Source organism: Euzebya pacifica (genome assembly GCF_003344865.1).
Lineage (GTDB): Bacteria > Actinomycetota > Nitriliruptoria > Euzebyales > Euzebyaceae > Euzebya > Euzebya pacifica.
Genome location: NZ_CP031165.1, coordinates 2029627 through 2044675, shown reverse-complemented (window position 1 = coordinate 2044675; position 15049 = coordinate 2029627). Strand labels below are relative to the sequence as shown.

11 protein-coding genes are annotated in these 15049 nt (G+C 65.2%); 7 read left to right on the top strand and 4 right to left on the bottom strand.

All coding sequences use genetic code 11. The features are described from left to right. Positions 1–73 precede the first annotated feature (73 nt). The 3 genes from DVS28_RS08505 to DVS28_RS08495 all read right to left on the bottom strand — a co-directional run bounded on the left by DVS28_RS08505 (position 74) and on the right by DVS28_RS08495 (position 4438). The gene (locus DVS28_RS08505) at positions 74–1132 is read right to left on the bottom strand and encodes a hypothetical protein (protein ID WP_216826487.1); all 1059 of its coding nucleotides are present in this window, start codon (positions 1130–1132) and stop codon (positions 74–76) included. Positions 1133–1232: 100 nt separating this feature from the next. Further along, positions 1233–2981: a CRTAC1 family protein gene (locus DVS28_RS08500; RefSeq protein WP_114591075.1), complete on the bottom strand. Its 1749-nt coding sequence runs from the start codon at positions 2979–2981 to the stop codon at positions 1233–1235. A gap of 26 nt (positions 2982–3007) precedes the next feature. Continuing rightward, the gene (locus tag DVS28_RS08495; RefSeq protein ID WP_164710198.1) at positions 3008–4438 is read right to left on the bottom strand and encodes a hypothetical protein; all 1431 of its coding nucleotides are present in this window, start codon (positions 4436–4438) and stop codon (positions 3008–3010) included. A 66-nt stretch (positions 4439–4504) separates the two neighbouring features. Between DVS28_RS08495 and DVS28_RS08490 the strand changes: the two genes are divergently transcribed. From DVS28_RS08490 to DVS28_RS08470, 5 genes are read left to right on the top strand one after another with little or no spacing between them, the layout of a single operon-like run. Next, complete coding sequence (locus tag DVS28_RS08490) at positions 4505–6430, top strand: vanadium-dependent haloperoxidase (RefSeq protein ID WP_114591073.1); 1926 nt, start codon at positions 4505–4507, stop codon at positions 6428–6430. Positions 6431–6475: 45 nt separating this feature from the next. Further along, positions 6476–7165: a sugar transferase gene (locus tag DVS28_RS08485; protein ID WP_114591072.1), complete on the top strand. Its 690-nt coding sequence runs from the start codon at positions 6476–6478 to the stop codon at positions 7163–7165. 57 nt (positions 7166–7222) lie between these two features. After that, on the top strand, positions 7223–8764 hold the full coding sequence (locus DVS28_RS08480) for a glycosyltransferase family 4 protein (RefSeq protein ID WP_114591071.1): 1542 nt from the start codon (positions 7223–7225) through the stop codon (positions 8762–8764). Next, positions 8761–9555, top strand: a complete 795-nt coding sequence (locus tag DVS28_RS08475) for an ABC transporter permease (RefSeq protein ID WP_164710196.1) — start codon at positions 8761–8763, stop codon at positions 9553–9555. The genes DVS28_RS08480 and DVS28_RS08475 overlap by 4 nt, the downstream gene beginning before the upstream one ends. Beyond that, positions 9555–10319: an ABC transporter ATP-binding protein gene (locus DVS28_RS08470; protein ID WP_114591069.1), complete on the top strand. Its 765-nt coding sequence runs from the start codon at positions 9555–9557 to the stop codon at positions 10317–10319. Before DVS28_RS08475 ends, DVS28_RS08470 begins: the two co-directional genes overlap by 1 nt. On the opposite strand, the gene DVS28_RS08465 is transcribed toward DVS28_RS08470, so the two are convergent. After that, positions 10316–11977, bottom strand: a complete 1662-nt coding sequence (locus DVS28_RS08465; protein WP_114591068.1) for a hypothetical protein — start codon at positions 11975–11977, stop codon at positions 10316–10318. The genes DVS28_RS08470 and DVS28_RS08465 overlap by 4 nt on opposite strands. 131 nt (positions 11978–12108) lie before the next feature. Between DVS28_RS08465 and DVS28_RS08460 the strand changes: the two genes are divergently transcribed. Both DVS28_RS08460 and DVS28_RS28285 read left to right on the top strand, forming a co-directional pair. Continuing rightward, positions 12109–13302, top strand: a complete 1194-nt coding sequence (locus DVS28_RS08460) for a class I SAM-dependent methyltransferase (RefSeq protein ID WP_114591067.1) — start codon at positions 12109–12111, stop codon at positions 13300–13302. A gap of 214 nt (positions 13303–13516) precedes the next feature. Then, positions 13517–14458 carry a hypothetical protein gene (locus DVS28_RS28285; RefSeq protein ID WP_164710194.1) on the top strand — a complete coding sequence of 314 codons (942 nt, stop codon included), beginning with the start codon at positions 13517–13519 and terminating at the stop codon, positions 14456–14458. Positions 14459–15049: the final 591 nt, after the last annotated feature.

The following is a 15049-nucleotide window of genomic DNA, read 5'->3' as shown; positions in this document are numbered from 1 at the left end:
TCCGACAAGGGTGGTGGCACGCGCCCCGCGTGCCAGGTGGCGGCGATCCCGCGGCATGGTCAGCCGCCCTGCCCTAGTTGCAGGTCTGGTCGCCGGCGGCCTGAAGGGGACGCCAAGCGGTGCCGTCGTAGCCGCAGAAGGTGTTGCCGTCGAAGTAGATCGTGCCAGCAGCGACAGTCGGGATCGGAGCATCCGGGATCACCAGGGCACCGGTCGGAGTGATTCGCAACTCCTGCTCACCTGACAAATCCCGCGAGATTACGATTCCCTCGGAAGAGTCACCTACAGGCCGCGTGAACACCTTCCAAGTCTCCCCTGAGGTGGTGTTAGCAAGCCTGAATTCCACGTTCCCGGCACGGACAATGTCCAGCTGACTGGCCGGCGAACTCGTGCCCAGTCCGATATCGCCGTCGGTGTCCACGAAGATGGAGTTGCTCGGGGCGTTGGGACGGATGCGGAACGGAAGCTTGGAGCCGTTCGTTGCATCTCGGATGAAGAAGTTGGTCTCGTTGCCTGCCACGTCCCAGGTCTGTGGCGTGAACCCACTGGTCCCGTCCTGCTCCAGACGAAGGGTTGGGCTGTCGCCGTCCTTGACGTGGATCTCGGTGACTGGCGTGTTGGTGCCCAAGCCGATGCGACCGCCGTCGTCGACGTAGAGCGAGTTGGACGGAGCCGAAGCTTCGATGGAGAACGGACGGCGACCGGCATCCAAGTCATTGATTGCGAAGACGTTGGCCCCACCGTTGGAGGACTCGTTGAACATGATCTCCCAGTCCACAGTGGGGAACGACGCCGTACTGGAGGTGTCGAAGGCACGGATCCGGAGGTTGTTCTCCTTCAGTCGGATGGTGTCGAAGCCAAAGGACTCACCGTTCACACAGTCCAGACCCACGCACGCGCTGCCATCGACGATGAGGTCGTCGAGGATCTGCTGGTCCGCAAACGCAGGATCATCGAAGCGCGACGTCTGCGGTTGGGAGTCCGACTGCTCGGCGTCGGCGTTCCCGAGACCGCGACTCTCGTCGTCGGAAGGTCCTTGTCGGGCAATGGGATCCCCGCTCACCGCCGGCGGCATCGCCAGCAACACCAGGGCCAGCACGAACACAGGCACGAACACCCGTCGAAGAGTCATGTTTCCCTCACCACGCCTTTCGGATCCACCAGGACCCCGTGAACCTAACCCTTCGTCGCGCTGCTGTCGCACAGCTGTAACAACTGCCCGACGGGTTCAGCTACTCCTCGGGCGTCAGTACGAGCGTCTGGTTGCCCGGCACGTTGGACAAAGTTGTCGTGGAGCCGTCTGCCCACGCGACGGTCAGCTCGTCGACGATGTCGGCGTCGTGGAGGCCGAAGTGCAGGGACGGCTCATTGCTGCTCAGGTAGTTGGCGCAGCCGTCGAGGGCCCGCAGCTGTTCCTCAGCGCCCGTGGACACCGTGACCCTGCTCCCGAATCCCATCGGGGCTAGGTCGTCCGACCCCGAGGTGTCGAGCACGACACGGAGCCAGTTGGTGGCCGCGCCGTCGATGTCGTTGCGGAACAGCGAGAACCGCTCGTTGGCAGCGGTGATCGCGATGTCTTGGTCGCCGTCGTTGTCCATGTCGAACCGAACAACCGACAGGCCGTCCACGTCGTGTACGAGTCCCACGTCAGCGGCCACCTCGTCGAATGACTGGCCCTCTCGGCTCAGGAAGACCTTGGAGGGTTCGCTCTCGTATGACGGGAGGGACCAGCCGTTCGTCTCGACGAGGTCGAGCCAGCCGTCGTGGTTGAGGTCGACATCGACGGCGCCCCACCCCCACCCGCCGTCGTCGACGCCCAGCTCGGCGCTCCGCTCCAGGAAGGTGCCATCCGCCTGCCGCATGAACAGCATGTTGCCGAGGCCGCGGCCGACGTCGTCGTCATCGTGGATGGCGGTGACATACCAGTCGAGCAGCCCGTCATTGTTCATGTCTGCCACAGTCGTCCCCATCGACTGGCTGTCGTTGAGCCCGATGTTCATCTCGTCGCGAACCTCGCGGAAGGTCCCGTCGTCGTTGATGTAGACCTGCGTCGTCCCGAAGTCGGCGACGAGCAGCAGGTCCGGATCGCGGTCGTCGTCGAGGTCGGTCCAGCAGGGTCCGAACCCGCGGACGTTCTCATTGATGATCCCGACGTCCTCGGTGACGTCGACGAAGGTCCCGTCACCTTCGTTGCGGAACAGGCGGTTGCTGTCGGTGCCTCTCCGCCAGCCGGCGACGAACAGGTCGAGGTCGCCGTCCAGGTCGTAGTCGCTGAACGCGGCACCGAAGCCATCGGCTGACACGCTGGTCGTCCACGCGACGTCTGCCTCGGCTGCCCGGTCGGTGAAGGTGCCGTCCCCGTTGTTGTGCCACAGCCGGTGTCGGCCGGGTTCGCGCGCCTCGGGCGGACCGTGACTCGTGACGTACATGTCGAGCCAGCCGTCTCCGTCGTAGTCGGCCATGGTCACCCCCGCCCCGACGTGTGGTTCGTCAACTCCAGCCGCGCTGGCCACATCGGTGAACGTGCCGTCGCCGTTGTTGTGGTACAGCGCGTCGGAGATATTGCCGCCCCCCAGCACGAAGAGGTCGGTCCATCCGTCGTTGTCGAGGTCCCCGGCAGCAGCCCCGCCCATGAACCGGCGACCGTCCTCCTTGTCGTCCAGCGGACTCTCGTGCAGCAGGCCGACCCCGGCTTGGTCCGTCACGTCGGTGAAGCCGAGGGTGACGTCACCTTCGTAGGTCCGATCCGGTGCGTCGACCACGACAGAGGTTGGGCCCGTGCTCTCGGAAGCCTCCGGTGTCGCCGATGCGCCGACCTGCAGGGGCTGCTCGGCCGTGGGCGTGTCGAGGGCCGTGTCCAGACCGGACATGCCATCCGCGACGACCTCGTCTCCGTCGGACGACGGGTCGGTACCGGTGCAGGCCGCGGCGGCGACGGCAAGGGCAAGCAGCCCGACGAGCCAGCGGTGTGAAAGATGCATCGTTGCGTTCTCTCTGGAGATCTGGGCTACTGATCGACCGGTAGCCAGGTCGGCACGAGTCCGGGCCCCACCTCTACCACCAACGATCCCGCGGGACCGCCGAGGCCCACGATCGGAACCCCGTCCTCGTTCGGGCGCGAGGACACCACCAGCGTGGCGTCGGGAGACAGCGACCCGGTGACGTCGGGGCCGCTGGCCACAACCGATGGCGGCCGGTCCAGGCCCATGTAGACGAGGTCCGCCTGCTGGCCGTTGCGGAACGCCACGAGACCGGTCCGCCAGTCGCTCGACAGCTGCAGGCTCGTGGAATCGAACGTCGCCCAGGCGTCCTCTTCCCCGGCGGTGACGTTGACGGCCATGCCTGTGCTCAGGTCCACCCCGACGAGCGGCGTCCCACGACCGTCGGGCACGGCGAACCAGGCCACGCTGGGGCCACTCGGCCCGGGCCAGGCGATCGGCTGCAGCTCCGCCGGGCCGATCACCGAGGAGGGGCTGCCGTCGAGCGGAATCCACCGCAGCTCGGACTCCGTGGGCATGACGACGGCAGCGCCAGCGGGGTCCACGACGAGCGGCGTACCCACGCTGTCGGCGATGATCGTCGGTGGTGCAGCCGAGAGGTCGGTGACACCCAACTGCCCATCGACATCGACGAGGATCACGTCGTCGGCAGTGGCCACGGCACCTACGGGGGCGGTGAGATCGGTTCCGCTGATGCTGCCGTCGGCAAGGGTCAGCACGCCGACCCCCGGCGGCCCCTCGACCAGCAGCTGGCTGCCGCCTCCCAGCCACTCGACAGGTCGAGCATCGTCGAGCGGCAGCACCCGCGTGGGATCGGCGGTGTCCACCAGCGCGCCCCCCTGTGCGCCCGCGACCAGCAGGGCAGTTCCGTCGGGAGACAACGACGCCACCTCCGGCTCCGGGACGATGTCGAGGAGGAGGGCCGCTCCACCGCCGACGTCCACGAGGGCGACGGCTTCACCAGGGGCGAGCAGCGCGGCGTAGCGGCCGTTGCTGCGTGCGGTGCCGGGCAGGGGCACCTGCCACGGGGCCGGGGGCAGGTCGAGGGAGCGGACGCCGAACGCTGTGGCGTCCAGCAACCCGATGTCCACGAGGCCGTCTTCGGTCTCGGCAACCAGCCACGCGCGATCGGGGAAGCCGGTGGCCACCGCGTACGCCGGGGTGTCACGACCCTCGGCCCGATAGACCTCCGCACCGTCGGGTAGCGCAACGACCAGCTCCCCCGTTGCGGTTCCGTCCTCCGAGTCGACGCCGGAATAGACGATCACTCCATCGGGCGCGTCGACCGCCGGCAGGTCCGATGCCGCGCCGAACGGGCCCTCGGTGCCATCAGCCACCTCACCCTCGGGGACCGCATCTCCCGCCAGGGGGTCACTGGAGGTGCAACCGGCCAGCCCCAGCACGACCAGCAGCACTGCAGACAGCAATCGGGTACGCACACTCGTCCTTTCGTCGAGCCGGCAGCGTAGCCGGGTGGCCCCACGGACAGGACTAGACTCCCCGGCGTGTCCCGACAGACGAGTTCCGCGTTCGCCGTCATCCTGGCCACTGTCCTCGCGCTTGGCGGATGCACCGCCGAGCAGGAGATCGCAGACGGCTCGACTCCCGCGCCGAGCCCGGATTCGGTCACGGCCACCGTCACGGCGACACCGCAGCCGTCGACGTCCGAGGGATGTGACCGGACCACGGACCCGAGCTGGTCGGTGGCCCGTGTCTGGAACGAGGTGGCCTTGGAAGCCATCCGACGGGACTTTCCCGCACCCACCGTGCACGCCCGGAACCTCTTCCACCTCTCCGCCGCGATGTGGGATGCGTGGGTTGCCTACGACGAGACCGGTGCTGGCTACTACGTCGACCTCGACGGGACCGCCGACGATGTCGCCGCTGCCCGGGAAGCCGCCATCAGCCACGCGGCGAGCCGGATCCTTCGACATCGCTACGCTGACTCCTTCGGCGCGGAGGAAACGCTCGCCGACGTCGACGCCGCGATGGCAGCCCTGTGCCACACCCCGAGCGACCTCGAAGCGACCCTCGAGCCGGCGGCCGAGCTGGGCAGGCGGATCGGTCAGGCCGTGATCGATGCGACCGTCGATGACGGTGCTCGCGAGGCCGACGGATACCTCGACGACAGCTACACCCCGGCCAACGACCCCCTCGACCTGCGCGGGACCGGACCGATCGAGATGGCCGACCCGAACCGCTGGCAACCGCTGGCCTTCGACGTCGCAGCGACACAGAACCAGATTCCCCTGGAGACCAACGCGCAGACGTTCGTCGGCTCCCACTGGGGTGATGTGGAAGGTTTCGCGCTGCCCGACGGCGGCGCGGCACTACCGCTGGACCCCGGTCCGCCGCCCTACTTCGGTGACCCCGACACCGACGCGGAGTTCCGCGAGGCCGCAGTGGAGGTGATCCGCTACTCCAGCCTGCTGGACCCTGCTGACACCGAGGCAATAGACATCTCACCCGCCTCCATCGGCGACAACACCCTCGGCGCCAACGACGGTGATGGATACGACCTGAATCCTGTGACCGGCGAGCCCTACGAACCCCAGGACGTTCCGCTGGCCGACTTCGGTCGAGTGGTCGCTGAGTACTGGGCCGACGGCCCCAAGTCCGAGACGCCTCCCGGACACTGGAACACGCTGGCCAACAACGTCTCGGACACGCTCCCGGAGCTGCGAGTCGGCGGAGACGGACCGGTGGTCGACCGGCTGGAGTGGGACGTCAAGCTGTACCTTGCGCTGAACGGCGCCACCCACGACGCCGCCATCGCCGCTTGGGGAGCCAAAGGCCACTACGACTACGTCCGGCCGATCTCCATGATCCGGTGGATGGGCGGGCTGGGGCAGTCCAGCGATCCTGACGGTCCCTCCTACCACCCCGATGGTCTTCCCCTGGTGGAGGGGCTGGTGGAAGTCGTGACGGACGCCTCGAGCGCACAGGGCGAACGCCACGAGCGCCTGGCCGACCACGTGGGCGAGGTCACGGTGCGGTCGTGGGATGCCTATCCCCGCAACCCCGAGGCCGACGTCGGCGGCGTCGACTGGATCCTGGCGACCGAGTGGGTGCCCTACCAGCGGGCCACGTTCGTCACACCCGCGTTCGCCGGCTACGTGTCCGGGCACAGCGCGTTCAGCCGTGCGGCCGCCGAAGTCATGACCGGCATCACCGGCAGCCCGTGGTTCCCCGACGGCCTCGGTTCGTGGACCGTCGATGCGGAAGGCCTCGAGTTCGAGGCCGGTCCCGCCGAGCCGGTCGTGCTCCAGTGGGCGTCCTATTACGACGCGGCGGACCAAGCCGGTATTTCACGGCTCTACGGGGGCATCCACGTCCGGGCAGACGACCTCGCGGGGCGAGTTGTCGGCTCGACCTGCGGTCAGGGTGCATGGTCGCTGGCACAGGACTACTTCGATGCATCCGTGGCTTGAGGTCTCGCAGCCTCACACCTTCCATCTGCCACACTTGTCGACTCCATGAGCACCCAGTCACCCCCGGGCTACCAGCCGCGTCTTCCTCGCCTCGGGCGTCGGGAGCGTCACGACCCGACCATGGTCAGGCGGCGGGGCAAGGAGTTGCGCGAACGAGGACTCGCCGCAGTTGCGCTGTTGCCCGCGGCGCCCCTCATGCTCGGAATTGCGGTCGCAATCAAGGTAGAGGGGCTATTCGACCGCTCCGCCCGCGGCCCCGTCTTCTTCATCGAGCAGCGCATCAGCCGCGGGCGCGCGATCGACTTGGTGAAGTTCCGCACGATCGACGCTGATGCCCTGGGTCAGCTCGGCGAGGGCCCATCCCACATCAAACGCTTCGAGCGCGCTGGGCAGGTCACTCGCGTCGGGGAGTGGCTGAAGAACTGGTACCTCGACGAGCTTCCGCAGATCCTCAACATCGTGGCCGGCGACATGTTCGTGATCGGAACACGGCCGTACCCGCTGGACGCCTACGAGGCCGAGCTCGACATGGGACGGACGCGAAAGTACGAAATGCCCGGCGGTCTGGTCGGGCCGGTACAGAGTTACAAGGGTGTGCAGAGCCCGTCGGAGTACGATCTCGACCTGGAGTACTGGGAGGCCTTCGCGACATGGTCACCTTGGTCACTCCTCAAGCTGGACGGACAGATCTTGCGTCGATCGGTCAAGGTTCAGCTTGCGCACGAAGGGCGGTGACGCTGGGCAGCGGGCCCATGCGACACCGATCTCCATCGATGACGAAAGAGTCTCACCATGCCCAAGGTTGCCGCAGTCGTCCTGAACTCGGTATCCAGAGATGCCCGGGTGCTCAAGGAGGCCGACAGCCTTGCGTACGCTGGGTACGAAGTCACGATTTTCGGGATCCGCGACAACCGCGACAACACGCCGGAGACCATCCGGGACTCGGGCGTCCGGATCGTACGTGTGGACTGGAAAGCGAAGTCCTTCCGAGCGCTTGCTCGATTCCTGCGGACTACGACGCTGGCATTGTGCGTACCTCTCCTCGCTGCGGCCCTCGCATTGGGCGGGGCCACGGCCAGGGCCATCGAGTGGCTCGTCACCCCTCTCAGCGCAGCCCTCGTCCTGGCCTTGGCGGGCCTTGCCGTGGCTCGCTTGGGATTCGCCGCGGCCGAGGGGTTCTCTCGAAGTGCGGCTATCGTCGAGAGCGCTGGTGGGCACCCGTTGCCCGCGTCCAACTCCACGCTTCCTCGCTGGCACCACCGACGAGTGGTCGCCGGTGTACGACGCCGACTCACCCGCAGGCGTGGCTGGCTCGGGCGGGTATGGAAGACCGCTAGGGTCTGGCTCGCGAGGCGCTTCGGTCGGGTAGCGCTCGAACGAGAACTTCAGTCAGCCGTGTCCTCGTGGGGACCGGATGTCGTGCACTGCCATGACCTGATCACAGTGCCTGTCGGCATCAGGGTCAAGCGGGCGACAAACGCCATGCTGGTCTACGACGCCCACGAGATCTACGAGGAAGTAAGCCAGATGACGGACTGGCGGCGGCGACGGTTCCGTGCAATGCAGCGACGAGTCAGCGGACAGGTGGATGCCTTCGTCACGGTGAACGATTCCATCCACGACTACTTGCGTGCTCGCTATCCGAAGCTGCCCTCGGGGTCTGTGATCTGCAATGCGGTGCTGCGTCCAGAGGGGCCCCCACGCGACGACGGTCGACTCCGGGCCGCCGCCAACGTGCCGGACGGGCAACAGATCCTTCTCTACCAAGGCGGATTCGCGCGGTTTCGAGGCCTCGACATCCTCGTGCGGTCGGCGCCATTGCTTCCGTCCGATTGGACCCTGGTGATGATGGGGTGGGGGTCCTACGAGCCCGAACTGCTCCGCATCGCCGACGAGGTCGATCCTGACCGACGCCACGTACGTTTCATCCCGGGGGCCCCACACGCCGAACTTCGCGAGTGGACAGCCGGCGCGTCACTGGGCGTCATCCCCTACGAGAACGTCTGCCTCAACCATTGGTTCTGTTCCCCCAACAAGCTCTGGGAATACCCCACGGCCGGTGTCCCGATCCTGGCGAGCCCTTACCCCGTCCTCCGTGACATCGTCATCGGCAACGAGATCGGCGTACTTCTCGATGACCCAGCGACACCCCAAGGCATCGCCAACGCGGTCGCCGCCCTGAAGCCCGAGGCGCTCGAAACCATGCGCTGCAACGCCGCCGAGTTCATCGAGCAGGACAACTGGGCCAAGTACGAAGCCCGCCTCCTGTCGCTTTATGATTCCCTCGAGAGCCCCTCATACGTGGGGGCATACACCACTGCCGGTTCCTCGTGAAGAGTCTCGTCGTCGACCTGAGGGAGATCCGCGAGCGACGTGCGCTGATCGCGTTCCTTGCAGCGCGCCGACGGCGCTCCGGCGTCGCGGGGACAGTGCTGGGACGCCTGTGGCACCTGCTCACCCCGACGAGTCAGATTGCTATCTACTATCTGCTGGTCGTCGTGATCTTCGGACAGGGAGAGTCGTACCGAGGTGGTGCCTTTCTCACCATCGTGGCGGGCATCATGCACTACACCATGTTCTCCCAAGCCATCACCGGTGGCGCGGGAGCCATCCTCGCCCAGGAACGACTGCTCCTTCAGGTCAGAATCGAACCCATCATCTTCGTCGGCGCGTCGTATCGCGAGACCATGACCAACGGACTGTTGGGTGTGGGAGCCTTCTTCGTCTTCTACCTGCTCAGCGGGGACCCCAGCGAGGCGGATTGGGGACTGTACGTCATCGCGTTGCTCGCACTTGCCACGCTTGCGTGGGCCTGCGCCCTTGCGGCGGCATCGTTGACCGTCTTCCTTCGCGATGTGCGACTCGCACTCCCCATCGGTCTGCGACTCCTCCTCTACGCCTGCCCTGTTATCTACCCCACGGACTTCGTCCCGGAGAAACTGCAGACTGTGTACTTTCTGAATCCGGTTGCCTCGGTCTTCGGGATCCTCCAGCACGCGCTGTTCGGCACCCCTGCACCGCCGAGGCTGTCCCTGATCGTCAGCGCCGGAGCGATCGCGGTCGCACTGGTGGCCGCCCACCTCCTGTACGGCAGATCCGAACCGAAGTTCACCAAGGCGTTCTGATGGTCGACAACCAAGAACCCAAGGTCGTGGTGGAGGGACTGTCAATTCGATTCCGGCTGAGCTACGACAAGGCCTTCACCACGGCCGGACGGATGCGCCAGATGGCCAAACGAGTGATTCGGAGCAACCCGCCGGAACTGTTCACCGCACTGGAGGATGTGTCCCTGGCAGCGGAGTCGGGCGACATCATCGGTCTGATCGGCCCGAACGGGAGCGGCAAGACCACATTTCTCCGGGCCGTCAGTGGCATTTATCGACCTGATGCGGGAACGGTCGCTGTGAGCGGTCGGTTGTCGACCCTCCTGTCGTTGGGGACGGGGTTCGACAACAACCTTTCGGGTCACGACAACATCCTCCTGTCGGGACTTCTCATCGGTATGCAACCGGCCGAGATCGAGTCCCGCGTCCCCGAGATCGTGGCGTTCGCGGGTGTCGAGGAGTTCATCGATGTGCCGATGAAGTACTACTCGTCGGGGATGATCTCGCGGCTCAGCTTTGCCATCGTCCTGTCCATGGAGCCGGACGTCGTCTTGATCGACGAGGTCTTCTCAGTTGGGGACTTGGCCTTCAAGAAGAAGTCCGAAGCAGCCATGCACGACATGCTGAGCAGGGCATCCATACAACTGATTGTCACTCACGATCTGTCTCTTGTTCGCGATCACTGCAACCGTGCAGTCATGTTCAGAGGTGGCCGGGTCGTCGAGGAGGGCGACCCGGCCGACGTCGTGAGTTCCTACGAGAAGTGGTCCGCCGACAGAGGCTAGAGTTCTGACATCCACGGGTCGCAAGGCACGACACCCATGCCGTTGGGCGAGAGATCAACGCGGACGCGGGATACAACGCCGTTCAGTATGGGGGAGCGCCGTTGCCCCATGTAGGTCGACGTGGGTCCGTCGGTGACCCGTCCAGCGATCTCCAGCACGAGGCCTTCCAGATCCGTTCGTCCTTGGAGATGGATCGAGGACGTGTCATCCTCGACGAGGACCCGCATCACCAAGTTGTCCCGGTAGTGCGTTGCTGTCCACCAGTCGGTCACAGCACGTGAGGTTGCCTGCCAAGCCCGTTCTGGCATGCCATCGAGTACCTCACCAAGCTCTGTAACGTTGATATCCGGGTGGTTGAGGACCACGACGTATGCGCCCAGAGCCGACAACGTCGGTAGCGCTGCGAGGATCTCGTCTCTGTATGTGCCGTTCAGGCCGCGATCGAGGGAGTGGTGGTGAGGCAGCACCAGGATCTCCCGGCCGCCAGCGAGGCCGTCAGCGAGGTCAAAAGCGCGACTCGGCAGGTATCGGGTGGATGCCAAGTTTTCACAGTACGCCATGCCCAGCAACTCGCTTCGGCGCCAGTTCGGAAGGCCTCTCCAGCCATAGTTGCCTTGGTTGCCGTGGACTGTGACGCCTCTGACATCGTGCCCCAGTCCCGTTATCTGGCGGAGCTCATCTTCCCCGTCTGGGTAGAGCTGGGCCACGTGCCAGCCGATCTCGGCCCCGTTCTCGGCGAAGCGGTCGACCACAATGGCGTCCGCGGTTCGCGACTGGAAGTAGGCAGACACCCCCGCTCCCGACTGCGCCTCAAGGCGCAGGACGGATTCGAGGACCTCCTCGTCGGGCAGCCGATCCACATCGTGGCGGATGGTCAGCGCATAGTCCTTTCCTGCGGGCCACGGGGCGATTCGCGCCACGATCGCTCCCTGTCCTGTCATCGCACGGGTGAGGACTTGCAGGAGCAGCAACTCGAAGGCGAACCTGTCATTGGAGAACTCGTACACGTCGTGGAGGACCCGCGCGGAATGGTCCTCGACGATGTAGGAGAGGAGCGGCTGCGGCAGCAAGACCAGGCCGGGGGCCTCGGCGACCAGCGGTTGGGCAGCGACAGACGCCACGACTTCGAAATGATCAGGCAGCGTCGTGGCCCGGATGCTCCACGGGTCCGCGGGGACCGCACCCACGAGTTCCTCGTGCATCGGGTCGGCGACGTCGCTCTGGCGGTGGGGCCGCTGTACCCGAGGAGTCATTGCGAGGGTCAGCTCTCGGGAGGATGCCCCGCTGTACGAAGGCGTCCAACTTCCGACAAGCCACCCCTCCAGCTCCGAGCGGAGCGCTTCGTCCTCCACCCGGACGGACCCGCGGGCGGCCACGACTTCCCCGCAGGTGCCGATGACGTCGGCCAGTGCGGAAGACCACGGACCCTCCACCACCACTACCGGGTGCGCCGCTCGCAAGACGGCGAGAGCCGCGAGCGACATGCTGGATGCGGCGGCGGCAGTCACAACGGCACAGGCGCCCTCTCGCTGGGGAGCGCCGCTGACTGGGCCCTCCGTCACGTCCAGGAAGCCGTGCTTCTCCAGGACGACCCAGATTCCGCAGGAGTAGCGCTGGGTTTCCGCCTCGTCCTCCCCTGTGTACACGTGCACCCTCACGGGCAGCTCGTCAGGTCGGTCGGCTGGGTTGTTGGTGGAGACTGCATCCCGGAGGATGCTAATGGCCTGACCCTGCCAGCGCGGTACAGTGCGCGCCCCCATTTCGTCAACCTGCGTGACACGGAAGTCCCTTGTTCGGTCTGTACCTCAACACTGCCTCCAAGCTCGACTACGAGCTCGACCAAGTGGTCGACGCCATCGGAATCGACAGGCCGCAGGCTGCCGTCGGCCACGCATTCGACACCATTCCTTCAGGACCGCCGCAGGTCAACGGTGAAACGGGTTCGGTCCTGGACCGCCCGCTGCGAGCGAGTTGGGCGAGCGCGGCGATCACTCGATCCTTCCGGCTCGTAGGTCTGGAGTGGGCCAAGAGCGTGCTGTGCTCGGCTCTTCTGGCGACCGAGGATTCCGGCTCTGTCTGGCTTCGTCCTCCAGCCGGCGACTCCACCGCCTTGATGACGATCGAGGCGATCGAGGCGTGGTTGGGCCAACCCGTCGAGCGCCTGTCGAGCGGATGGGTCCGGATCGATGGAGGACTCGAGCCCCAGAGCCCCGCGTCGCTGCTGTGGTGGTACCTGGAGAACGACGGCCACCTCATCCTGCAAGAGGCCCGTATGAGGGCCAGGGCCTCTGGGTCCGACGACTACTTGTCGTCGATCGTCAGCGGGACATCACGACGCCCCATCAGCTCGCCCAACTGGTCTGCTGCGAACATCTCCACTATCTCCCACAGCCACCGGTACTGGTTCACGGGCATCGGTTACAAGGCCGGGATGTTGTCCCACATCATCAGACAGCGACACGGAGGACAGTCCCTCTCCATGGTCGACATCGGCTCGGGCCCTGGGTGGGTCCCGATGGAGATGCTGCTCGCCCCTGACGCGGACGTGACTTCCGCGGTAGCACTGGACCGCCGTCTGGACTACGGCGCCCTCGGCGTCTCGGTGGCAGGCCAAGTCGGCATCCAACCTGGCCGCTTCACCTTCTCCGACATCGGCGCGTCGGCCTACGACTGGACCGGAACCGACGTAGTAACTGCGCTGGGCTCACTCCTGTACCTTCCGCGTGCGGACACTCGAGAAGTCTTGGGTCGGGCTTGGGAGTCACTCCGTCCGGGGGGGCTCCTCATCGTTCACGAGAACATCCAGCAGGAGTCCTTCCGCGGCCGTTCCAACGACTATGACATCATGTTCACCGTGGAGGAACTCGACTCTCTCCTTGAGCGATTCGGATCCATCGAGCGCTACGCGTCGAACACTCCATCGGTTGTGGGCGCGGGAGACGCGGGCAACAAGGCGCTCTTTCGCGTGGTTCAGAAGCAATAGTGGGGACGCAACTGCAGGGACATGCCCTCAATGCTGATCTCGGGACACCTAGAGCCGGTGCCCCATGGGTGAACAATACTGTCAATCCATCGTTGCCAAACTCCCGTAGTAGCTGTCAAGCGTCTCGGCCACGTGCCATTGCCCGATTCCCCCAGCGTGAGCAGACCTGCAAGCCTGCAGCCCCGAAACCCTCCCATCGTCGCGCCATCCTGGAATGATCACCGAACAGCACACCCCCGCTGACCGGCAAGCTTGGCTGCTTGGCCTGCTGGACGATCTGAAGAGAACTGGCACGGACTTTGTGGTCGCCTCGATGCTCGACGACTATGTCATTCAGGGACGCGCCTGCTGGCTACTCAAGCACGACGTTCATGCCCTCCCACTTCAGTCTGCCGTGGACCTGGCCCGTCGTGAAGCAGACATGGAAGTCCCTACTACATGGCTATTCATGGTCCGGGATGACCCATTGACTCGTAAGTCCTACTCCGCCGACGCGCAGGTGGAGGCTATGCTCGCGGTTCAAGAACTTGGCCATCAAGTCGGTCTGCACGTCGACCCATACCATTGGGTTAGCTGGTCAGGCCGACGGCTCGAAGACCTGCTGTGCGACGAGCTCGAAGGTTTGCGTGCTGCCGGTCTGGACCTAACTGTTGGGACCACTCACGGCAACGCGGCACACCGACACTCCGACATGGACGGTTACGGGTCGGCCTTCGATCTATTCAAAGAACTCGGCCGGCAACCAGACTTTCCTGTTCTCGGCCGACTGCAGCCGTCATCGGCAGCCCTCATCCGGGAGAACCGGGTATCACTGAGGAGGCACGGCTTCACACATTGGGTAGACATGCCTGCGTGGTCACAGCACCACGGGTTCGTGGTGACCAACTACGTGTCGGACAACCGGGTCGGGCTGGAAGGTACCGTCGAGGTACTCGTGCACCCCCGCACCGCGCACGGCTACGTTCTGGCCGACCACCAACCCCCGGGTTCTCGGTCGGTGCCGACGCCGAGGTCGTTCATCTCCACCGATCCCGAAGCACCGCCTGCCGCAGGCAACCATGCACTTCCACTACTCGGGGAAACCCTCCATGAGCGGCTAATAGGCCTGTGGAACACACCCACTCTGGCCCTGCTGCACCCTCAGTTTTATGTCTGACAGCATCTTCCATCCACAACAGTTGATCGCGAAGGACTTCGAAGCCTTCGGCGTACCCCCCGTTGTCGTTCTGCACCCGGATCCGCCTAGAACGGAAACCGCCGCGATGAAGCTACAAGATTGGATCAACTGGCGAGCGGCCCCCTACCCAGCGCAACGACATTCGGAATACCTAGCACTCCCACGGGATAGCTCCACCTCTGCACCAAAGATCCTGTTGAGCGCGGTCCTACCGGTCCCCGACTCGTTTCAAGAATACGTGGAACAACAACCCACCCGAAATCGGCCCAAGGTGCGGGCAAACCGGGCCATCAAGGCCGGATACTCTTCGCGAAGGATAGACCCCGCAGACCATGCCCAGGAGATCCATGATATCGTTCACTCGTCGGAAACACGACAGGGGCGAGCCATTGCTGAACGATTCGCTTCCCGCCCTCCCTCACACGAGTTTCCCGAGTTCGCACCCACCGGCGATCCCAATTACGACGACATATGCGTCGGCGTGTTCGCTCGTGACGGGCGACTTGCGGCGTACCTGCTCGGTAAGCGTGTGGCTGCACATGTGCAGTACGAAGAGATTATGGGGCATGC